Origin of the sequence: Collinsella sp. LCP21S3_C7 (assembly GCF_052118485.1) — a bacterium.
Classification (GTDB): domain Bacteria; phylum Actinomycetota; class Coriobacteriia; order Coriobacteriales; family Coriobacteriaceae; genus Collinsella.
On the sequence record NZ_JBQKHC010000012.1, the window covers coordinates 26,754 to 48,534 of the forward strand.

15 protein-coding genes and 2 tRNA genes are annotated in these 21,781 nt (G+C 60.4%); 2 read left to right on the top strand and 15 right to left on the bottom strand.

Annotated elements, in window-relative coordinates; translation table 11 throughout:
* The first annotated feature begins 34 nt into the window (after positions 1-34).
* Complete coding sequence (locus ACTQ1E_RS05840) at positions 35-508, top strand: hypothetical protein (RefSeq protein ID WP_441565260.1); 474 nt, start codon at positions 35-37, stop codon at positions 506-508.
* Positions 509-598: 90 nt separating this feature from the next.
* Here the strand turns inward: ACTQ1E_RS05840 and ACTQ1E_RS05845 are convergent, their stop codons facing one another.
* From ACTQ1E_RS05845 to gltB, 5 genes are all read right to left on the bottom strand, one after another.
* The gene (locus ACTQ1E_RS05845) at positions 599-1,969 is read right to left on the bottom strand and encodes an amidohydrolase family protein (RefSeq protein ID WP_441565262.1); all 1,371 of its coding nucleotides are present in this window, start codon (positions 1,967-1,969) and stop codon (positions 599-601) included.
* Between the two features lie 491 nt (positions 1,970-2,460).
* Positions 2,461-3,438 (bottom strand): hypothetical protein, encoded by a 978-nt coding sequence (locus ACTQ1E_RS05850; protein ID WP_441565264.1) that lies wholly within the window; start codon positions 3,436-3,438, stop codon positions 2,461-2,463.
* Positions 3,439-3,977: 539 nt separating this feature from the next.
* The gene (locus ACTQ1E_RS05855) at positions 3,978-4,685 is read right to left on the bottom strand and encodes a hypothetical protein (protein WP_441056833.1); all 708 of its coding nucleotides are present in this window, start codon (positions 4,683-4,685) and stop codon (positions 3,978-3,980) included.
* Positions 4,686-5,109: 424 nt separating this feature from the next.
* On the bottom strand, positions 5,110-6,591 hold the full coding sequence (locus tag ACTQ1E_RS05860; protein ID WP_441565266.1) for a glutamate synthase subunit beta: 1,482 nt from the start codon (positions 6,589-6,591) through the stop codon (positions 5,110-5,112).
* Between the two features lie 5 nt (positions 6,592-6,596).
* Positions 6,597-11,282: a glutamate synthase large subunit gene (gene gltB / locus ACTQ1E_RS05865; protein ID WP_441565268.1), complete on the bottom strand. Its 4,686-nt coding sequence runs from the start codon at positions 11,280-11,282 to the stop codon at positions 6,597-6,599.
* 513 nt (positions 11,283-11,795) lie between these two features.
* On the opposite strand from gltB, the gene ACTQ1E_RS05870 reads away from it, so the two are divergent.
* Positions 11,796-13,052 (top strand): Nramp family divalent metal transporter, encoded by a 1,257-nt coding sequence (locus ACTQ1E_RS05870; RefSeq protein ID WP_441565270.1) that lies wholly within the window; start codon positions 11,796-11,798, stop codon positions 13,050-13,052.
* Positions 13,053-13,520: 468 nt separating this feature from the next.
* On the opposite strand, the gene ACTQ1E_RS05875 is transcribed toward ACTQ1E_RS05870, so the two are convergent.
* The 10 genes from ACTQ1E_RS05875 to ftsE all read right to left on the bottom strand — a co-directional run bounded on the left by ACTQ1E_RS05875 (position 13,521) and on the right by ftsE (position 21,642).
* Positions 13,521-13,664, bottom strand: a complete 144-nt coding sequence (locus ACTQ1E_RS05875) for a rubredoxin-like domain-containing protein (protein WP_035137395.1) — start codon at positions 13,662-13,664, stop codon at positions 13,521-13,523.
* 89 nt (positions 13,665-13,753) lie between these two features.
* Positions 13,754-14,257 carry a flavin reductase family protein gene (locus tag ACTQ1E_RS05880; RefSeq protein WP_441565272.1) on the bottom strand — a complete coding sequence of 168 codons (504 nt, stop codon included), beginning with the start codon at positions 14,255-14,257 and terminating at the stop codon, positions 13,754-13,756.
* Positions 14,258-14,489: 232 nt separating this feature from the next.
* Positions 14,490-14,960: an SsrA-binding protein SmpB gene (smpB, locus tag ACTQ1E_RS05885; protein ID WP_006235325.1), complete on the bottom strand. Its 471-nt coding sequence runs from the start codon at positions 14,958-14,960 to the stop codon at positions 14,490-14,492.
* Entirely contained in the window at positions 14,950-15,867 is a 918-nt protein-coding gene (locus tag ACTQ1E_RS05890; protein WP_154515983.1) for a hypothetical protein, read from the bottom strand. Before ACTQ1E_RS05890 ends, smpB begins: the two co-directional genes overlap by 11 nt.
* Before the next feature lie 95 nt (positions 15,868-15,962).
* Positions 15,963-16,039: transfer RNA gene (locus ACTQ1E_RS05895), tRNA-Glu, on the bottom strand.
* A 17-nt stretch (positions 16,040-16,056) separates the two neighbouring features.
* A tRNA-Gln gene (locus tag ACTQ1E_RS05900) sits at positions 16,057-16,130 on the bottom strand.
* Positions 16,131-16,440: 310 nt separating this feature from the next.
* Positions 16,441-16,800 carry an arsenate reductase family protein gene (locus ACTQ1E_RS05905; RefSeq protein ID WP_441565274.1) on the bottom strand — a complete coding sequence of 120 codons (360 nt, stop codon included), beginning with the start codon at positions 16,798-16,800 and terminating at the stop codon, positions 16,441-16,443.
* Between the two features lie 315 nt (positions 16,801-17,115).
* A complete protein-coding gene (locus ACTQ1E_RS05910) occupies positions 17,116-19,251 on the bottom strand; it encodes a ribonuclease R family protein (protein ID WP_441565276.1) in 2,136 nt (711 codons plus the stop codon).
* A 266-nt stretch (positions 19,252-19,517) separates the two neighbouring features.
* Positions 19,518-20,438, bottom strand: coding sequence for a permease-like cell division protein FtsX (gene ftsX, locus ACTQ1E_RS05915; RefSeq protein ID WP_154515997.1), 921 nt, complete (start codon positions 20,436-20,438; stop codon positions 19,518-19,520).
* Positions 20,425-21,642 carry a cell division ATP-binding protein FtsE gene (gene ftsE, locus ACTQ1E_RS05920; protein WP_441565278.1) on the bottom strand — a complete coding sequence of 406 codons (1,218 nt, stop codon included), beginning with the start codon at positions 21,640-21,642 and terminating at the stop codon, positions 20,425-20,427. The genes ftsX and ftsE overlap by 14 nt, the downstream gene beginning before the upstream one ends.
* Positions 21,643-21,781: the final 139 nt, after the last annotated feature.

Below are 21,781 nucleotides of genomic sequence, written 5' to 3' on the forward strand. Positions count from 1 at the left end.
AGGCGTGCGGCATATCGAACGAAAGGCAATTTGCATGAATGACTTTATGAAGGGCCGCAATGGCGCCGACGAGCTCACCATTGTGATGGGTTTTACCGGCATCGTCATCGCGATGATCGGATCGATGGCCCGCGTCCAGTGGCTCAGTTGGATCGCCATCGCCGTCATCGTGATCGGCGTACTGCGCGGCCTGTCCAAAAACATCGACGCACGTCGCAAGGAGAACGACGCCTTTGTCGCCGGCTCGGCTAAGGTCCCCGGCTTGGGCAAGTTTGTCGCCAGCTTGGGTGGCGGCGCTGCAGCGGCCAGCACCTCACGCGCGGCCGGCACCAGTAAGGAAGACTTTGAGCGTGCCAAGCGCACGGCCAAGAAGATGTGGAAGGGTCGCAAGACCACGGCATACCTCAAGTGCCCCAACTGCGGCCAGATGCTCTCCGTCCCCAAGGGCAAAGGCAAGATCCGCGTCACCTGCCCCAAGTGCCACGCCAAGATGGAGACGCGCTCGTAGCCGCCATACCGCAGGACAAAATAAAAGCCGAGGCCTCGCACTGGGACCTCGGCTTTTTTGAATGCGACAAAGGGCCCGCCCCCGTCACACCTACGCCACGCCGTCGCGGGCAAGCTCCTCGGCAAGCGCCTCGGCTGGCATGGCCATAATCGTGTCGAGCTCGGCGTCCACCTCGGGAATACGCTTCACCTTGAGTTTGCGCACCAGATCGCCACGACACATCACGTGCATCGGCTCGCGCAGAGCGCACAGGTCATCGAGCGGGTTCTCGCGCGTCACCAGGATATCGGCAGCCTTGCCGCACTCGATTGCACCGGTCTCGCCGCCCAGCCCCAGCAGCTCAGCATTAACCTGCGTAGCCGTATGCAGCGCAAATGCATTGCTCACGCCCACGTACTTGGCAAAATAGGCCACCTCGCGCCACATGTCGTACTGGGTCACGAACGGGCAGCTCGAATCCGTACCCAAACCTACCTTGATACCGGCTTCCAGCGCCGCACGAGCGCTCTCGATAATGCCCGAGCACACGATATCGCCGTTCTTCTTTTGCGTTTCGGTCGAATGAGTCTTTTCCGGATCGAGCAGCACAAACGGCAGTGCGGGGCTGATCGTGCAGGTCACACTCGGCGCACGCCCCTCGAGCTGAGTTCCCGCGGCGCCGCGGTACAGCTCCAGGATCTCGGGCGTCAACGGAGCGCCGTGCTCGATCGTATCGACGCCGGCCTCGAGCGCGGCCTTCACACCCTCGGTGCTCTCGACATGAGCCATAACCGGAAGGCCCATATCGTGCGCCGCCTTGCACGCCGCCGCGGCAACCTCCACCGGCATACGTAGCACGCCCGGCTCGCCCACCTCGGTCGCATCGAACACACCGCCCGTTACGAACAATTTAATGACGTCGGCACCGCGCGCATACAGGTCGCGCACCTGTTCGACCGCCTCGGAGGGACTGTTGGTCACCTGGGCGAACAAGCCCGCGCCGTGGCCACCCGGCACCGTGACGCCCGTTCCCGGCGCCACCAAACGCGGACCCTGATACTTGCCGGCGTCGATAGCATCGCGCACGGCCAGATCGGCAAACAGCGGGTCGCCCGCGCCGCGCACCGTGGTCACGCCGCTTGCCAGCTGCTGTTGGGCGCTGCCCTTAAGAATATGGCGCACGATAGCGCGCCCCACGGGATTATCGAGCTTCTTCATCAGCGCGCCCGCATCGCCCGCCGAAACCGGCTTGCCCGAGCCACACAGATGCACATGCATATTGATGAGGCCCGGCATGAGATACGCCCCGGCCAGGTCGAGGACCTCGGCACCTGCAGGCGCCTGCGCAACAGCGCTCGGCCCCATCCACGTGATGACACCGCGCTCAACGGCCACGGCCATGTCGGGCTGCGGCTCCATATGCTCCGAACCATCCAGGACGGTCGCATTGATAAACAACGTGGAACGATCGGCAGACGCCATATCGAGCTCCTCCCTCACGATTAACTTGAACATTTGTCCATTATCACCTAATGCAGCAAACTAAAGTCGAACATATCGGTTAGCGGAGGGACGAGAGAGCTGTGAGGACAAACGGAGACAGCACGGCAATGCTCCGGCCGTTCCAGCAAAACGTCTTGATTTGTAACAGGTAGACCAGGTTTTAGCAGCCAGATGTTACAGATCGAGATCTTTCGGCACCGCGTCCAGCCTTTGTCTCAATCTGTAACAGTTGGGTCGAATTTTGGCCGTTAGATGTTACAGATCGAGATATTCTCCAGCCCTGTCGTCAAACATCTAAATCTGTAACAGGTAGACAGGTTTTCGGCCTATAGATGTTACAGATTTAGATCTTTTAGCGGCAGCCAACCTTCTGTCTCGATCTGTAACAGTTACGAGGCCAAACGGCCTCTTGTTGTTACAGATCGAGACAAACTCGTCCGGAACAACCACATCCGCGTTAGTCGTATCCCTCAGCGCCCATACCACTGACGCTTCCATCCCTCAGCCAAATCGGCCCGCTGCGAAATACCCGCCAGCCTCATCTTTTCAGCCAGCTTCCCCGGGTTCTTGAGCTCATCAAACGTGAACCTCAGCACCTTGTGCCCGAGCAATGTCAGATGAGATTCTCGCTGACGCTCTGCTACGAACGGGTCGACCGACTCCCGATCCCCACCATCCTGCAGGGTATACTTTCCTCTTCCGTCGAGCTCGCCAATCACGCACGTCCCGTCCTCGAGCCTCCAGAAATAATCGACCCGAAACACCTGGCTCGAATCGAGCGGATCGCGAAACTCCACCTGCAACTCTGGCACCGGAAAACCGTATGCAATAAAGAACGCTCGGAACCGAGACTCGCCACCATTTTCGGACAGCCCGTCCGCATGCGACGCAATCACCTGAGCTCTGCGATACCCGCGTCTGCCCTCGCAATCGGCCTGGAGCCGTTCGCAGAGGTCGTCGCGCGATATGCCCTTCGCCCGCAGCGCAGAATCGGCAATCGCCAGACCATATGAAAACGGCGCACGCAGCAGACAATCCTCCACCGTGCGCCAAAACGGCGTCACTCGCACGCCGTCGACGCGCTCAAGCGCACCCGACGCCTGCGGACGCAGCAGCCTATATCCCGTACTCAACGCCACCGAACAACCCGTCTTGACCAAGTAACGCGGCCCGAGCAGATCATTCGGCACCTCCAGACCCCATATCAGCGCGGCGTCATATCCCCAAAACGCCCAATCGGGATGAAACTCCGCAAGCCCCTTGATGGTCCGCCGAGCCCGCTCCGGCGGCGTCAACGCATCCCATTCATGCTGAAAACAGAATAGGTGCGCTTCGGGCTCCGCAATATCGTCTGTGCCCACATGGCGCCGCAGCCACATGAGCTCGGCATTGTCGTGCGTCGCAAGCAGCACGCCTTGTTCAGCCGCCTCCGTGAGCCTGGCAAGCATCCTATTCCGCGCCAAGGTGCTACGTGCTGCATGTTTGTGTTTGAAAACGGTATTAGACACTTTCATCACCGCCGCATCGGATAAATGGCTCATCGCCGCTGTTGCCGTCGCCGACAAATGTCTTGGTCTGTAACAGTTACGGGCACAAGCAGCCGCCAAACGTTACAGATCGAGATCTTTCGGCACCGCGGCCAACCTTTGTCTCGATCTGTAACAGTTAGGTCGAATTTTGGCCTGTAGATGTTACAGGTTGAGACATTTCCCCAGCTAGGTGCCAAACATCTCGATCTGTAACAGTTGGATCGAGTTTTGACCTGCAGATGTTACAGATCGAGACATCCCCCCCCTGCCGGGTTCCAAACGTCTCAATCTGTAACAGTTAGACGTTCTCCAGACCCCTAAACGTTACAGATTTAGACAACCCAGCAACGCCCAAGCATTCGTCTCGATCTGTAACGGGTGGACCGGTTTTTTGTCCCTAAACGTTACAGATCGAGATATAAAGGCAGAAGGCAAGGCAGGCGGCAGATGCCCATCCCCTATTCCCATTCCTGTTTGTAGATGTTGAGTGACTTTACGTAGCGCCCCTGGGCGCCCATGATGTCGCGAACCAGCCGTAAGAAGAAGCTGATACACGAGGTATCGAAGCCATCTTCTAGGTCCTCAGGATGCACGGCGCCAGGCCCGTCGACCGCCGTGTCGCTCAGGCGCGCAATGTCGTAGAGGTAGAGCTGCCCCGCCGTCAGCCAGACATCGTCGACGCACGCGAGGCGCACCGCAATCGCGCCATCGCGCCAGTGCTCCTTTTGCACGATATGCGGATCATAGACGTCAAAGCGACGGTCGGTACGCGTGTCACGCAGCGCGACCATACCGGTCGCGGGATCCTTATCCAAAATGCCAAAGCGCGAAAAATAGTGCGTGCCGCGCACCTGCTCGAGCCGTCTGAGCGAGACAGGCGAAAGCGACGCCGGCGGCTCGTCAACATACAGCTCAAGCAGTGTCTTGCCATGGTAATAGGGACGCTCGAACAGCAGCCAATCGGTAAATGCCATGTTATAGGCCATGATTTCATTTTGCGAGGGCTCCTCGCAATAGCTGAGCCATGGATCGACTATCACTTCGAACTGTGTACGCGCCGCCTCCAAAAACTGAAACTTGCGCAGCATCCAAAACTGGGCCATGCCGGCAATATCGTCACCGACGGCCTCGGCCAGACGTCCCCGGTCCAAAACATGATCAGCCATGGCATCCTCCTCAAACTGATAAACCTCAATTTGAGCTTACGAGGAGGGCGGGTGGTCGCCGCCATCACGGGCGAAATGGGCATCGGGCTGCAAACCAGATGCTGACCAAGCGCTTGACGGGATACTTGCAGATTATACAAATTGCCACAAAATCGCGGGTAGAACTAGACGAATCACCCGCGCCGCTGTCCGCAAACAACTAAAGCCGCCACATAAACAGCAGAGCGCAACGAGCGCAAACGCCAACGGGTAGGCAGCCAAACGTCGGCAAACGAGCAAAACGCTCGCAAACCCGCAAGGAGTGTCCCCGGATGCCGGCACGTAAGGAACGTCCCCAGCTGCCGGCACTTGGGGACGCTCCTTATATGCCGGCCGTCGGGGACAGCCCTTGCCGATTCGATTGTTGAGTAACTCCGTGATTGTCTTACAGCCCCAGCGCCTCGGCGACCTCGGCTGCGCAGGCGAGGGCATCGGCCATGGCACTCACCACGAGCGAGCTGCCGTTGCGGGCATCGCCGGCCACATACACCGGCGCGGCATCCGCGGCAACGCCATCCACGCGAGCCGCAAGATGCGAGTCCTCGGAGGCCATCACGGGCAACGGACGGCCCGCCGTGGCAATAGGCACGTCAACAGCGTCGAACACGCCGTGCTCCGGACCCGTAAAGCCACAGGCGATCAGCACCAGCTGGGCCGGCACCTCGTGCTCGGAGCCCGCAATGCGTTCGGGCTTGCCGGCCGACCAGTCCAGATCGACCACGCGCAGGCCCGCGGCAGCGCCCTTCTTGTCCAGCAATACCTCGAGCGTATCCACTCCCCAAGCACGCATCTCGCCGCCCATGGCAGCGATAGCCTCCTGCTGACCGTAGTCGGTCTTCTTAACGTTGGGCCACTGCGGCCAGGAATTGCTCGCCGCACGCTTATCGGGTGCGGCCGGCAAGAACTCAAACTGACGCACACTGCGTGCACCCTGGCGCACCGCGGTACCCACGCAGTCGTTGCCGGTATCGCCGCCGCCAATGACCACAACGTCCAGGCCGCGCGCGTTCACCGCGGGCTCACCGCCATCGAGCACCGACACGGTCGAAGCCGTCAGGTAGTCCACGGCATACACCACGCCCGGGGCATCCACATTCGTAGCCAAAAGACCGCGGGGCGTACGAGCACCGGCAGCCACCACAACGGCGTCAAAACCATTGAGCTTGGCCGCCACCGCAGGGTTCGTAACGTCAGTACCCAGCTCAAAGACAATGCCCAGCTCGCGCATGAGCGCCACGCGGCGCTCGACCACGGACTTCTCGAGCTTCATGTTGGGAATGCCGTACATGAGCAGACCGCCTGGGCGGTCGTCGCGCTCAAACACCGTCACGCGGGCACCGCGACGCGCAAGTTCCCATGCAGCCACCAGGCCAGCCGGGCCGGAGCCCACCACGGCGACCGAGGGCGCGTCCTCCCCTGCCGGCTCAAAGCGACGCGGGCCGCCGTTTGCCCATTCGTGGTCGCTGATCGCGCGCTCGTTATCGTGAATCGTTGTGGGCTGGCCGTCGACCGAACCCAGGTTGCACGCAGCCTCGCACAGTGCCGGGCACACGCGGCTCGTAAACTCGGGCATGGGCGAGGTGAGCGACAGGCGCTCGGCCGCCTCGTCCCAGCGACCGCGATACACCATCTCGTTCCACTCGGGAATCAGGTTGTGCAGCGGACAGCCACTCGGACGCGCCTTGCCAAAGCTCGCACCCATCTGGCAAAACGCCACCCCGCACATCATGCAGCGGCTCGCCTGGGCGCGGCGCGCATCGTCGTCGAGCTCCACATACAGCGGATCGAAATCGCGGCTGCGCTCCTCCACGGGGCGCAGCTCGTGGGTCACGCGATCGATATCAAGAAAAGCACCGGGCTTACCCATGGCACTTACGCCTCCTTCTTGGTCGAAGCAACAGAGCTGACAGCCACGGGCGCACCGCCCGCGACATCAAAGCGAGCGACATCCGCGGCGCTCGCGCGGCCGGTCACGATGTCAAACGCCAACTCCTCGGCCTGCGCGTGCGTCTTGCCCACGGCCTCGGCCGCAGCGACAATCGCCAGCACGCGCTCGTACTCGGTCGGAATGACCTTCACAAAGTGCTTACTCATCGTCTCGAAGCTGTAGAGCAGCTTAATGCCGCGCGGGCTCTGTGTCGCGTCCACGTGCTCCTGGATGAGCGCGCGAATCTGCGCCAGCTCGCCAGCCGTCGGGGCCTTGAGTTCCACGCTCTCGTGGTTCACACGGGCCTCGAGCGTGCCGTACTGGTCAAAGACATAGGCCACGCCACCCGTCATACCGGCGGCGAAGTTCTGCCCGACCTCGCCCAAGATGAGCGCCAGGCCGCCCGTCATGTACTCGCAGCCATGGTTGCCGCAGCCCTCGACCACCACGGTGGCACCGGAGTTACGCACGCCAAAGCGCTGGCCTGCCAGGCCGTTAATAAAGCCGCGTCCGCTCGTGGCGCCAAAGAACGCCACGTTGCCCACGATGATGTTCTCGTCGAACTTGTAGGTCGCATGCGGGTTGGGGCGCACCGACACCTCGCCGCCCGAAAGGCCCTTGCCAAAGTAGTCGTTGGCGTCGCCGCACACGTTGAGCGTAATGCCGCGCGGCAGAAAGGCGCCAAAGCTCTGACCGGCCGAACCATCGCAATCGATGGTGATGGAGCCGGCGGGCAGGCCCTCGGGATGCGCCTTGGTCACCGCATTGCCCAGGATGGTGCCCACGCAACGGTTGACGTTGGCGATATCGGCGCGGAACCGAATCGGGCGCAGGTGTGCACGGGCATCGGCCGTATAGGGCACAAACAACGTGGAGTCGAGCGTCTTGTCGAGCTCGCTGTCCGCAGCCATCTGCGGCAGGAAGTGGCGACCGTCGGCGCCCGGGATATGGGAACCGAACTCGCAGGTCGCGCTCGCCAGCACGGGCGACAGATCAAGCAGGTTGGCCTTGCGGTTGCCCGGTACCTCGATCTGGCGCAGGCACTCGGGATGGCCGACCATCTCGTCGACGGTGCGGAAGCCCAGGCTCGCCATGACCTCACGCAGCTGCTCGGCAACAAAGAGCATAAAGTGCTCAACGTGCTCGGGCTTGCCGCGGAAGCCGCGACGCAGGCGACAGTTTTGCGTGGCGATGCCGGCCGGGCAGGTGTCCTGCTGGCAGTCGCGCTGCATGAGGCAGCCCATGGAGATGAGCGGCATGGTCGCAAAGCCAAACTCCTCGGCGCCCAGCAGGCAGGCGACGGCAACATCGGTGCCGTCCATGAGCTTGCCGTCGGCCTCGAGCACCACGCGGGAGCGCAGGCCGTTTTGCAGCAACGTCTGCTGAGCCTCGGCGAGGCCGAGCTCCAGCGGCAGGCCGGCGTGCCAAATGGAATCGCGCGCCGCGGCACCCGAGCCGCCATTGTGGCCGCTGATCAAGATCTTGTCGGCGGCACCCTTGGCCACACCGGTGGCGATGGTGCCGACGCCGGCCTCGCTGACCAGCTTGACCGACACGCGCGCACCGGGGTTGGCGTTCTTAAGATCAAAGATCAGCTCTGCCAGGTCCTCGATGGAGTAGATGTCGTGGTGCGGCGGAGGCGAGATCAGGCCGATGCCGGGCGTGGACTGACGGACCTCGGCGATCCAGGGGTAGACCTTCTTACCGGGCAGGTGGCCACCCTCGCCGGGCTTGGCGCCCTGGGCCATCTTGATCTGAATCTCGAAGGCACTGCACAGGTAGCGGCTCGTTACGCCAAAGCGCGCACTTGCCACCTGCTTGATGGCGGAGTTCTTGGAGTCACCGTTGGCCAGCGGGGTCTCGCGACGCGGATCCTCGCCGCCCTCGCCCGAGTTAGAGCGTCCATGCAGGCGGTTCATGGCGATGGCCATGCACTCGTGCGCCTCTTTGCTGATAGAACCGTACGACATGGCACCGGTGTTAAAGCGGCGGACGATGTTGCGCGCGGGCTCCACCTCGTCGAGCGAAACCGGCGTGCGGCCGTTGGCATTAAAGTCGAGCAAGTCACGCAGGCGCACGGCACGGCCGGTGCGGTGCAGGCGGGCGCTGTACTCCTTAAAGGTGTCGTAGCTGTCCTCACGACAGGCGGTCTGCAGCAAGTAGACAGTCTGCGGATCAATAAGGTGATCCTCGCCGCCGAGCGGGCGCCACTTGGTCAGACCCAGCGTGGGCAGCTGATCGGGAGCCGGGCTCTTAAGGATAGCGAGCGCGGCGTCGTAGCGCTCGTTTTGCTCGCGCTCAACATCCTCGACACCCATACCGCCCACACGGCTCACCGTGCCGGCGAAGTACGCGTTGACGAACTCCGGCGTAAAGCCCACGGCCTCGAAAATCTGCGCCGAATGGTAGCTCTGCACCGTGGAGATGCCCATCTTGGACATGATGGAAACGATGCCGGCGGTCGCAGCCTTATTGTAGTTGGCGATGCCCTGCTCGACTGTCACGTCCAGATCGCCGTGCGCCGCCAGGTCGCGAATGCACGCATGCGCGTTGTACGGATAGATACCGCTCGCGGAGTAGCCCACCAGCGCCGCAAAGTCGTGCGGAGACACGGCGTCGCCACACTCCACCACGATGTCGGCAAAGGTACGCACGCCGGCGCGGATCAGGTGGTTGTGCACGCAGCCCACGGCGAGCAGTGACGGCACGGGTACCTCGTCCGCTCCGGCGCGATCGCTCAACACCACGATGTTCACGCCGTCGCGGACCGCAGCCTCAACATCCTCTGCAAGCTGCTTGAGCGCAGCCTGTAGCGCGCCCTCGCCGGCATCGCGGCGGTAAACGGCACGGAAACGGCGGGTCTTAAAGCCAACACGGTCAATCGCGCAAATGCGGTCGAACTCCTCCTCGCTCAGCAGCGGGCGCTCCAGACGCACCAGCTGGCAGGCCGTACGAGAATCCTCGAGCAGGTTGCCGTGGTTGCCCAGGTAGAGCGTGGTCGAGGTGACCATATGCTCGCGCAGGGCGTCGATCGGCGGGTTCGTGACCTGGGCGAACAGTTGATAGAAGTAGTCAAAGAACGAGCGCGTCTTCTTGGACAGGCAGGCCAGCGGCGCATCGATACCCATCGAGGCGAGCGGGGCCTTGCCCTGCTGGGCCATGGGGCGCACGACCTCGTCAACATCATCCCAGTGGTAGCCGAGCTTGGCCATACGCACGGCGGCAGGCACCTCGGCATCCTCGGCGGGCGTTGCCGCGGCGGGCTTGTCGAGCGCGTCAACGGTCAGCGTCTCCTCGGCAATCCAGTCGCGGTAGGGCTTTTCCTTGGCATAGCGGGCGCGCAGCTCATCATTGTAGATCACACGACCGCGGGCAAAATCGACCTCGAGCATCTGGCCCGGTCCCAAACAACCGCTTGTCAGGATATTCTCGGGGCGCACCTCGATGGTGCCCACCTCGCTTGCCAGCATAAAGCGGCCGTCGCGCGTCACGTAGTAGCGAGCCGGGCGCAGACCGTTGCGGTCGAGGGCGGCACCCAGCGTACGGCCGTCGGTAAAGGCGATGGCCGCCGGGCCGTCCCAGGGCTCCATGAGCATGGACTGGTAGGCATCGTAGGCGCGACGCTCCTCGCTCAGGTTGTCGTTGTGGTCCCACGGCTCGGGCAGCAACATGGACGCGGCACGCGTGAGCGGACGGCCGTTCATGACCAAAAACTCGAGTACATTATCCAGAATCGCGGAGTCGGAACCCTCGCGGTTGATGATGGGCATCACACGCTCAAGATCATGCTGCAGCACGGGACTGTACAGGTTAGGTTCGCGGGCGCGAATCCAGTTGACGTTGCCCTTGAGGGTGTTGATCTCGCCGTTGTGGATAATAAAGCGGTTGGGATGTGCGCGCTCCCAGCTAGGCGTGGTGTTGGTGGAGTAGCGCGAGTGGACGAGCGCCACGGCCGTCTTGACGGCGGCGTCGTTGAGATCGATAAAGAAGCGGCGCATCTGCGTGGCGACCAGCATGCCCTTGTACACGATGGTGCGCGAGCTCATGGAGCACACATAGAAGATCTTGTCACGCAGGGCAAACTCGGCGTCGGCCTTCTTTTCGATGGTACGGCGGCACACGTACAGGCGACGCTCAAAGGCATCGCCGGCGGGCGTGTCGTCCGGACGGCCCAGGAAGGCCTGCAGGATGGTGGGCATGCAGGCGCGGGCCGTCTCGCCCAGATCGTGAGGGTCGACCGGCACCTCGCGCCAAAAGAGCAGCGGCACGCCGGCCTCGGCACAGCCTTCCTCAAACACGCGGCGGGCATCCTCTACGCCCTTGTCGTCTTGCGGGAAGAACAGCATGGCCACGCCATAGTCGCCCTCTGCCGGCAGAATCTGGCCGCACTTTTGAGCCTCTTTGCGGAAAAAGTGATGCGGAACCTGGAACAGGATGCCGGCGCCGTCGCCGGTATTCTTCTCGAGTCCCGTGCCACCGCGGTGCTCCAGGTTGACCAGAATGGACAGCGCATCGTCCAGAATCTGGTGGTGGCGCTCACCGTTGATATCGGCAAGCGCGCCGATGCCACATGCATCATGGTCGAATTCGGGGCGATAAAGGCCCTGCTGCTGAGCGGAATCTGCCTGCATCGCGATCCTCCCCTAGATATTTAGACAGTCAGTTGAATAGGCATACTAGAAGCATCGCCGGCCCATTGTGTTTCCCGCCCGTTTCGAAACAATTGCGTAACGCACGCCCTACGAGTGGACACCGCCGACCTCAAGGGCAACGACGAGGGCCCCAGGTTCGGCCTGTAAGCTCACCGCTTCAAACATCTCAATCTGTAACAGGAAGACCCAATTTCGACGACTAACTGTTACAGATTGAGATGTTCTCGAGAGACGGTTCCGAATGTCTCAATCTGTAACACGAAGGGCCGGTTTTGGCGGTCAGCTGTTACGGATCGAGATTTTCCATAGGACCATTTCTTCCTGTCTCGATCTGTAACACCTAGGCCCAATTTCCATCCCTAGTTGTTACAGATCAAGACATTTCGGCAACCCCCTTTTACCATCACAACAATTTTGTTAGTCATGGTCAAATTTTGAGCCTAAAACGGGTATCCTTTGCGGCGTCAAACAAACGGCACGCAGGAGTGCACCATGATCGACCATCTCAAACATCACTTTGGCTCCCCGCGCACCGGCGGCCACGGCGGACTCGACATCGCACGGCATATCGGCCCCGGGCTGCTCGTGACCGTCGGCTTTATCGACCCGGGCAATTGGGCCTCCAATATGGCCGCCGGCTCGCAGTTTGGCTACGCGCTGCTGTGGATCGTCACGCTGTCCACGATCATGCTCATCGTGCTGCAACACAACGCGGCTCACTTGGGCATCGCCACGGGCATGTGTCTTGCCGAGGCCACGACGCGCCACCTGCCCCGCCTCGTCGGGCGTGCGATACTCGGCAGCGCATATCTAGCCACGGTCGCCACCGCCATGGCCGAAGTCCTGGGCGGTGCGATCGCACTTCAAATGCTCTTTGGCCTGCCCGTACGTGCCGGCTGCATCATCGTGGCGGCAGCATCGATTGGCATGCTCATGACAAGCTCCTACAAACGCGCCGAACGCTGGATCATCGCCTTCGTGGGCGTGGTGGGACTTTCGTTTTTAGCCGAGCTTCTGCTGGTCAAGGTCGACTGGCCGCAAGCCGCCACAGGCTGGATTACACCCAGTATGCCCACCGGCTCAGTCGCGATTATCGTAAGTGTCCTAGGCGCGGTCGTTATGCCCCACAACCTCTTCCTGCACTCCGAGGTCATCCAATCCATGCACTTCGAAGGCCAAGGCGAGCAGGTTATCGAAGAACGCCTGCACTACGAGCTCTTCGACACGCTCTTTTCGATGGGTGTGGGCTGGGCAATCAACTCGGCCATGGTCATCCTGGCCGCAACGACCTTCTTTGCGCACGGCATTGTCGTAGACGACCTCGCCGTCGCAGCGGCCACGCTCTCCCCCATTCTGGGCCCGGCAAGCTCGACCATCTTTGCGGTGGCACTGCTGTTTGCGGGCATATCGAGTAGCGTGACGGCGGGCATGGCGGCGGGCACCATCACCGCGGGCATATTCGACGAGGAATACGACATCCACGACCGACATTCCTCGATCGGAGTGGCGGCCTGTTTCGTCGGCGCAGTAGCGGCGTGCCTGATCGTCCCGAATCCTTTTGAGGGTCTCATTTGGAGTCAGGCACTGTTGTCGCTTCAGCTGCCGATTACGGTCTTTGTGCTCATACGACTCACCAGCTCGCCCCGCGTCATGGGCAAATACGCCAACTCGCGCCCGCTCAACGCGTTGCTCGTAGGGATCGGTGTCATCGTGACGATTCTCGACATCGTGCTGCTAACGGGGATGTAATGGGATGGCGTGACTGTCCAGATATAACGTCTCAATCTGTAACACGTGAACCCGTTTTGAGCCCTTAGATGTTACAGATTGAGATTTTCTGAGAGATAGTTTCAGTTTGTCTCGATCTGTAACAAGTGGACCCAATTTCCGCGCCCAGATGTTACAGATCGAGATATTTCTTCAGCCCCAACCTTTTGTCTCGATCTGTAACAAGTAGAGGGGGTTTACGTGCCTAAATGTTATAGATTGAGATTTTGAGAATGATGGTTTTGGTTTGTCTCGTTCTGTAACAGGAAGACCCGTTTTGAGCCGCTAGATGTTGCAGGTTAAGACAAAAGGTCGGCCGGACTCACAACAGACAGGATCGGCTAATAGCAGCCGTGATCCCTTGGGGACGGAGGAAAAGGGCCCCGGCCGAGAATTCGACCGGGGCCCTTGGACAGAGCTATATGTTGCTGCAAGTCGTGTGTCTACGAGCTACTCCTCGACGAGCTCAAACTGATCGGGACCGACGCCACACACCGGGCACACGTAATCCTCGGGCAGTTCGGGCGTGTCGACCTCTACCTCGTAACCGCAAACAGTGCACACGAACTTGTACGTCTTCTTTTCCTCGGCCATGATGTTCTCCTCTCGAACGTGGCTGCTGATGTACTTTGCTTATTAGTATATATTCTTAATAATATAATGCAAGCGGTTTTACCGCATTTCTACCCTTGGTACGAAGACGCCTTGGGCGGCGTCTTGCCCTTCAGGACCTTATGGTAGTAATCGTAGGTGAGCGGCGTCTCGTCGCTCAGGCGCTCGGCATCCTCGACCTCGCCGATAAACAGTAGATGCGTGCCCACATCCACTGTGTCGATCAAACGGCAGCTAAACAAGGCCGCCGCATGCTCGGGAACATAGGGCATGCCCAGTGCGGTCTCGCGCGTCTCGTACTTGGCAAATTTGCCATAGTTGCTGCTGGTACGGAATCCAAAGTTACCAATGTAGGGCATATCGGCCGTCTGATCGATCACGGTCAGCGCAAAGGCCTTGGCAGACGAGATAACACTAGACGTGACATTTTCCTTGTTCACGGCAACCGAAATGCGCGGCGGCGTGGACGTCACCTGCACCGCGGTGTTGATAATGCAGCCGGCGCGCGATCCATCTGCCGCGGCACTCACCACATACAGCCCGCACGGCATCGTAAAGAACGCAGCTTTATCCAAAACGATCACTCCCCTAACTCGGAATTGAGCCTTGCAGACGTATATACCCACAATGAGACATATGTGTCAGAACGGTAAGAAAAATGAGCCACACGCAGTTGCGGTGAAAAAGTCCCTGTTTAAGCCTGGATACCCAACAAACAGGAACTATTCCACCGCAACTTGCGAGGAGCAGACCGGGAGTACGACAACAGTGATGGATGAACATCCCCGCCCGCCCGGATATCAACCCTTAGCGATTACGCTCCTTAAGCGCGCGATCGATTTCGCGCTGAACGTCACGTTTGGCCATGTCCTCGCGTTTGTCGTAGAGCTTTTTGCCACGGCCCAGGCCCAACAGCAGCTTAACGCGACCATCGGTATTAAAGTAGAGCTCGAGCGGCACCAGTGCATAGCCGCGGTTGCGCAGTTTGCCGTCAAGAAAATCAATCTCCTTGCGATGCAGCAGCAGACGGCGCCGGCGATCGGGATCACGGTTCCACACGCCACCGTGACTATAGGGATGGATGTGCAAACCCACCAGCCAGCACTCGCCGCCGCGAATCAGCGCAAAAGTATCGGTAATCTGACAGGCGCGCTCGCGAATCGACTTGACCTCGGTACCGCTCAGCTCAATGCCGCATTCGAATGTCTCGTCGATAAAGTATTCGTGATGCGCCGAACGATTCTTGGAGATGAGCTTGCGCTCGCGCTTACTGGGCATCGCCGGCCTCCTCGGCGTCATCGGCTTTCCCGCTCGCGGCCTCGCGTTTGGCCTTGCGCTCGGCGTTGAGCTCGGCATCGCTTTCGCGCACCAGCTTAATGATCGCCGCGCATGCCTCCTCTCCCACCAGGTCGCGGGCACGGACCGTCAGGCGTGTAGCCTCCTGCTTGTCACCGTCGCTCGCAGCGTCGGTCGCACACATAATCAGACAAATGGCAATCTCGGCCGAAGGCGAGGTCGGTACGCCCTGTAACGCCAGCTCGCCCATCACATGCTCATCACTCTCGTCGGCGGCATCCGGATAGGTGGCATGGATCTTGCTGAGCAAGCGCGTCGTATGTGAATCGCCAGGGGCCAAGCGCAGCGCCAGACGTGCGCAACCCACGGCCGCCGAGACGTTCTCAGTCTCGGGCTCCAAAAAGTACTGGCCCAAGTTGGCGTAGGCGCGGGCGGCGCACCTGCCGTCACTCGCACGCTCCAGCACCGAAAACGAAAGCGAAGCCCACTCCTGCTTGTCCTCGAGCGCACGGAACAGCTCGGCCAGATCCAGTCGGTAGTTGCAGTTCATGGGGTCCCAGCGCACGGCCTGCATCAAGGCATTGCGGGCGCTCACATAATCCTGCTGACGGATGTAGGCAAACGCCATGTCGGAGTACAGGCGGTCAAACGGCACCTCGACCTGCACCAGCTCGCGTGGATCCTTTTCCACACGGCGGTAGGCCAGGCGCTCAAACTTGCTATCGAAGCTAAAGTACTGGCGGTTCTCCTCCGTTTTGCACTCGGCATCGATATACTCCTCGGCGAGCTCCACCAAACGCTCCAGCAGCGGCGTCGCCGTGGCCAGGTCTCCCTGCGCCAGGTAATTCTCGGCATACGTAATGTCTTGTAGGCTGATGGGCAGGTCCATGGCAACTCCTCGGTCCAGGTGAAACGCGGCTCATTTCACACATGCGGTGCATACACAAAACCCGGGTCTCTTGCGAGGCCCGGGCATTCAATTTGTGGTAGCCCGTACCAGATTCGAACTGGTGATCTCCGCCTTGAGAGGGCGGCGTCCTAAACCGCTAGACGAACGGGCCATATGTAGCAAATGCAATGGCTGGGATGGAGGGAGTCGAACCCCCATTGACGGAACCAGAATCCGCTGTCCTGCCATTAGACGACATCCCAATGACTGCATCGCTGCGCTCGGCTGTGCCTTTGCGCAAGAAAGAAATATACGGGAAGCATCGCGATGACGCAAGTCTTTATTTTGACTTTTTTAAAATTGGCCTGTTTTTAGCCAACCCGTGAAGGACCTGTGAAGCGACACATCTGCCCCTTATGGACAAAGGATGGCGAAGCGATACTTCGACAAGCACGCATAGCTCTTCGGCCCGCACGGGTGGCCGCGGTTCAAAAACTGACCGGAGCAAGCCTGTCAGCGAAAACTGTATCCCAAAATCGGCATCCAAAACGGGATACAGCTTCCCCGCAGTCGCTACAGCAACGCCTCGGTCCAAGCCGGCTCTTTGAAGCCGGGAATCGCAAAAGCATCGCCCACCAGCAGCGGGCGCTTAACCAGCATGCCGTCAGTCGCGAGTAGCTCAAAGCACTCCTGGTCCGTCATGCCAGCGTCCAGACGAGCCTTGAGTCCCAGCTCGCGATACTTCATGCCCGACGAGTTAAAAAAGCGTCGCACCGGCAATCCCGACCGCGCAACCCACGCGGAAAGCTCCTCGGCTGTTGGGTTATCCGCTACGATATCGCGATCGATATACTCAACCCCGTGCTCATCCAGCCATGCCTTAGCCTTTTTACAGGTAGAGCACTTGGGATACTCAACAAATAGCACTGCCACAGGAATCTCCTCTTCGTAAAGACGCATGTCTGGGTAAGCGCCGATGCGTCGATGGCGCGTATCGACAGTTGACATTGTAACCGGTTGCCATAAAGAGTATCCAACGATGCCGGTAGTATCTTGGGTATCCAGACACGTCTTGCATGGGCGCCGATGGGACGAGTGGCATAACGCGCCAACGCGGCCACCAGCAGCACCAGCACGATAGCGGTGACATCGCCCGCAGCATCGAAACCCAGGTCAATAATGTCGAAGTGCCTGCCGGGAACAAAAATCTTATGCACCCGGTCGCCAACCAAGTTTTTTCTGGCCAAACTAATGGATGAGCTTAAAGTCCAAGTGCCCGCGGGTCGTGTTGACGCGCGAGACCTCGATGATCACGCGTTGCCCCAACTCAAAACGGCGCCCCGTGTCGGCACCCGTCAACGTGAGCGCGTCCTCGTCAAACTCGAACCACTCGCTTCCCAAACTCTTAATCGAGACCAAGCCCTCGACCTGTGTCAGGTCGAGGCGCACAAAGAGGCCCATGCTGCTGACCCACGAAATGGTTCCGGCATAGCGCTCGCCCAGACGATCCTCGTAATACTGGGCAATCTTGATCTTTTGCGTCGCATGGCTGGCGGAGTCCGCCGCACGCTCGGCATCGCTGCATGCACGGCAAATCTGCGGCAAGATGCGCGGCAGCGACTCGCGACCCTTGCCGATCAGCCGCGGCGTGCGCGCCAAGGCATCCTTGCCGCCCAGCTGCTCATACGCCAGCTGCAGTTTGAGCACACGATGGACAACAAGGTCCGGATAGCGTCGGATAGGGCTCGTAAAGTGGCAGTAGCACGGCGCGGCGAGCGCAAAGTGGCCCTCGTTGCGCGGCTTGTACAGCGCGCGCTGCATGCTGCGCAATAGCAACGTGTTGACAAGCGGGGCATTTGCCGTGCCAGCGGCAGCGTCAACCGCCGCCTGCAGCTCATCGGGACTTCCCAGGGCAATGCCGGCCGCGCGGCGATCGTCGATGATACCCAGCTGCGCCAGCGCCACAGCGGCCCCGTGCAAGCTGTCGGGGCTGGGATCCTCATGCACGCGATAGCATGCCTCAATATCGCGGTCTGCCAGCCACTCGGCAACGCACTCGTTGGCAAGCAGCATAGCTTCCTCGATGAGCGACGTGGCACACGAGCGCTCGCGGGCCACGATCTGCACGGGAATGCCGTCCTCGTCCAGCAAAGCGCGAATCTCCGCCGTGTCAAAGTCGACCGAGCCGCGCGCACGGCGAATGCGACGGCGTCGCTCGGCAAGCTCGTTGGCAGCGACTAGAAAATCGCTCAGATCCACGTCGTAGTCGCGGGCAGTCTCTTCGCCAGTCAAACCGCGCTCAAGCGCCTCCTCGCGCGACGCCTCGGCTGCAGCAACATCCTCGGCGGCACCTTCCAACACGGAGTACTCCACCGCACCGGCACGCACCAGCAGTGCCTCGGCACCGTCATAGTCCATGCGCACGCGCGAGCGAATCACGCTGGGATACGGATCGTAGTGGCGGACGTGCCCCTGCGCATCGAGCTCGATGTCAACGGTAAACGCCAGGCGATCCTCGTCGGGGCGCAAGGAACACAGGTCATTCGACAGGCGCTCGGGCAACATGGGGAGCACGCGATCGGCAAGGTACACCGACGTCGTGCGATGGCGAGCCTCTAGGTCGATGTGTCCATCCCAGGCCACATAATGCGATACATCGGCGATATGGACACCCAGCTTGTAGCCGCCCTGCGGCGTGCGCTCCAACGAGATGGCGTCGTCAAAGTCGCGCGCGTCGACCGGATCGATCGTGATGATAAAACGGTCGCGCAGATCACGGCGAAGTGGGTCCTTAAGAGCTGTCGCCACGTCGAGCGATAGCTCCTCGGCCTCGGCAAGGGCGGTCTCGGGATAACTATCGGTATAGCCGTAACGAGCCATGACATATTGAACGCCCAAGTCGGGTGCATCGTCGCCGCCAATGCGGCGCTCAAGAGTCACGGTGCCCGATTCCAAGCGCGTCGGATAGCTCAAAATGCGTGCGACGACTGCATCGCCCGGATGCACGCCCAAACGCTCCGCCGAAGTATCCTCAGGCAAAATAAAGAAATCGGCCTTGAGACGCGAATCAAGCGGCTCGATCACACCGAGGGGGCCTGCCGTCTGATACGTGCCCACCACGCTTATGGCCGCGCGCTCGACAACGCCCTCGATCACGGCACGGCGATCGCCGCGCGGTCCGGTCTTAATGCTCACGGCCACGATGTCGCCGTCCATAATCTCGCGCTTGCCGCGACCCATAACCTTATAGTCGCCATTATCGGTGACAACATAGGCGCTATGCTCATGGAGCTGCACGCGGCCCGTCAGGCTGGGACGCCGCTCGCTGCGCACCGGCGCGCGCTTGTTGCGAGCGCTACGCTTATGTTTGTTATTGCGCCCCATGGCGCCTCCTTACTATCTGTTGCGGGGCCCGCAGGCGCAACCGCATCATGTCAAAACACCGTGCAGGCCTAAACCGCACGCATCAAAGAGTCTACCCAATCGACAACAGGGCACGCACCTCGCGTCATGATCCCTATGTGACGGAGAAAATCGAATTATCGAGACAAGCCGAACTGCCGGTGAGCCCTTTTCCTCCGTCGCACGGGATCAAAAAACGGGCCGCCCCAAGCGGGACGGCCCGTTAGCAAAACTAATTCCAGCTGTGTCTACACGCGCAGGTAGCGACGCATGGCAATGGCGGAACCAAAGAGACCGATGATCACGCCGACCAGGATCAGTGCGGCATACGTCACCAGGTAGTATTGCATCGGCAGCGCAAACGACATCCAGCCAATGCTCTCCTGAAGACGCGGAACCAACAGGTTGCGAAGCAGCTCCAAAACACCGATGGAAAGCAGCGAGCCCAAAACGGCCTGCAGCACGCCCTCGGTGATAAACGGACCGCGAATAAAGCCATTGCTGGCGCCCACCAGGCGCATGATAGCAATCTCGCGGCGGCGAGCCGTAATCGACAGGCGAATCGTGTTGTTGATAAAGATGAACGCGATAAACGTCAGCAAACCAACAAGCACAACGGCAGCGATGCGGATGTAGTTCGTCACCTGGAACAGGCGGCTCACTTCCTCCTGACCGTACAGAACGCTCGCATCAACGTCACCGTCATCCGCGATCTTCTGGAAATCGGAGTTCTTCTTGAGCTTCTTGGCCGTGCTCTCGACCTGGGACGGATCGTCCATCTCGATCGCGAACGAAGCAGGCAGCGGATTCTGGCCGTCAAGTGCGCTCAGAGTGGCGTCGGCGTTACCCGACATCTTGCTCGTGTACTCGGCCAGCGCGTCGTCCTTGTCCTTATAGGTCACGGACTTAACGTTGTTCCACGTCTTGAGCTCACTCTCGAAAGCCTGGACGTCGGCCTGGTCGGCGTCATCGCTAATAAACGCGTTGATAACAACCTGGTCCTCAACGGTGCCGATCACGGAGTTCAGCATCGCGGAACCCATGATGAACAGGCCGATGATAAACAGCGAAAGGAAAATCGTGATGACGGCGCCGAGCGAGGTGGTCCAGTTACGGAAGAAGTGGCTCATTGCCTCTTTGAGCGAATAGCCCACGTTAGTTGGTGCCATAGTTGCCGTAACCTCCCCTCTCCTGGTCGCGGATTACGTGGCCGCCCTCGAGGGCGATCACGCGACGATGCATACTATCGACCATCTCGCGATCGTGGGTAGCCACGATCACGGTCGTACCGGTGCGGTTAATGCGCTCGAGCAGCTTCATGATGCCGAGCGAAATTGCCGGGTCGAGGTTGCCCGTTGGCTCGTCGCAAATCAGCAGCGGCGGACGGTTGACCATGGCGCGGGCGACGGCCACACGCTGTTGCTCGCCGCCGGAAAGCTGATCGGGCAGCGAGTCCATCTGATCGGCCAAACCGACCAGACGCAGTACCTCGGGCACCTGGCTGCGAATGACGCCCTTGGGCTTGCCTATGCACTGCAGGGCAAACGCCACGTTTTCATAGGCGGTCTTTTGCGGCAGAAGCTTAAAGTCCTGGAACACGGCACCAATCTGGCGGCGCAAGAAGGGAACCTTGCGGTTCTTGATTTTCATGAGATCCTGACCGGCGACCAAAATGCGACCGCTCGTAGGCCTGACATCACGGTTGAGCGTGGAAAGCAGCGTGGTCTTACCCGATCCGGAATGACCGACCAAGAAGACGAACTCACCCGGATAGATCTCGATGTTGATGTCGTCGAGTGCGGGCTTGTTGGGCTGTGCCGGGTAGATCTTGGTGACATGCTCCATCAGAATGACGGGCTCGACACCGGCCTGCTTGGCCATCTTCTTGCGACTTGCCTGCGGATCGATAGGCGCGAACACCGACGTAAAATCGGGGTTGTTGAGCGCGTTGTCAAGACTTGCGACCTCGGCAGCCTGATCATTCTCGACCATGGGCGCAGCGGGCTGCGTAGGATCGGGAATGCCGGCAAAGAGGCCGGACTGCGCCGGCTGCGGCACGGGCGTAGCAGGAACCATGGGATCGGGAATGCCCGCCATGGTCGGCTGAGGCTCGGCTGACGTCTGAGGCTGGTTCACGCGAGCAGTCACCTTTTGGACGGGCTCAAAGCCCGCAGCGGCGGAAAGCTCGACATCGCTGGGGGGATTGTAGGCAAAGGGATCGGATGCCGGCCGTGCCTGATCTGCCGGCTGTGCGGGGGCCTGGGCAATATGCTGGCCCTCTGAATCCGGAGTGGCGAAACGTGTGCCCGGGACACCTTGCCGTGTCTTGGGGGCCTCATCGCCCGCACCGGAGGTACGGAAGTGGTTACCCACTGGTGCTCCTTATCATCGTGCGTTTAAACTACATGAGCGCTTTGTATTTTAGCAGCATTAGCTTCGCTGCACATAAGACGCACGGTTTTGCAACCCCCACCAGCCTCCGGACGGGGCTCGCTTTGAAAACGTCCTCGCG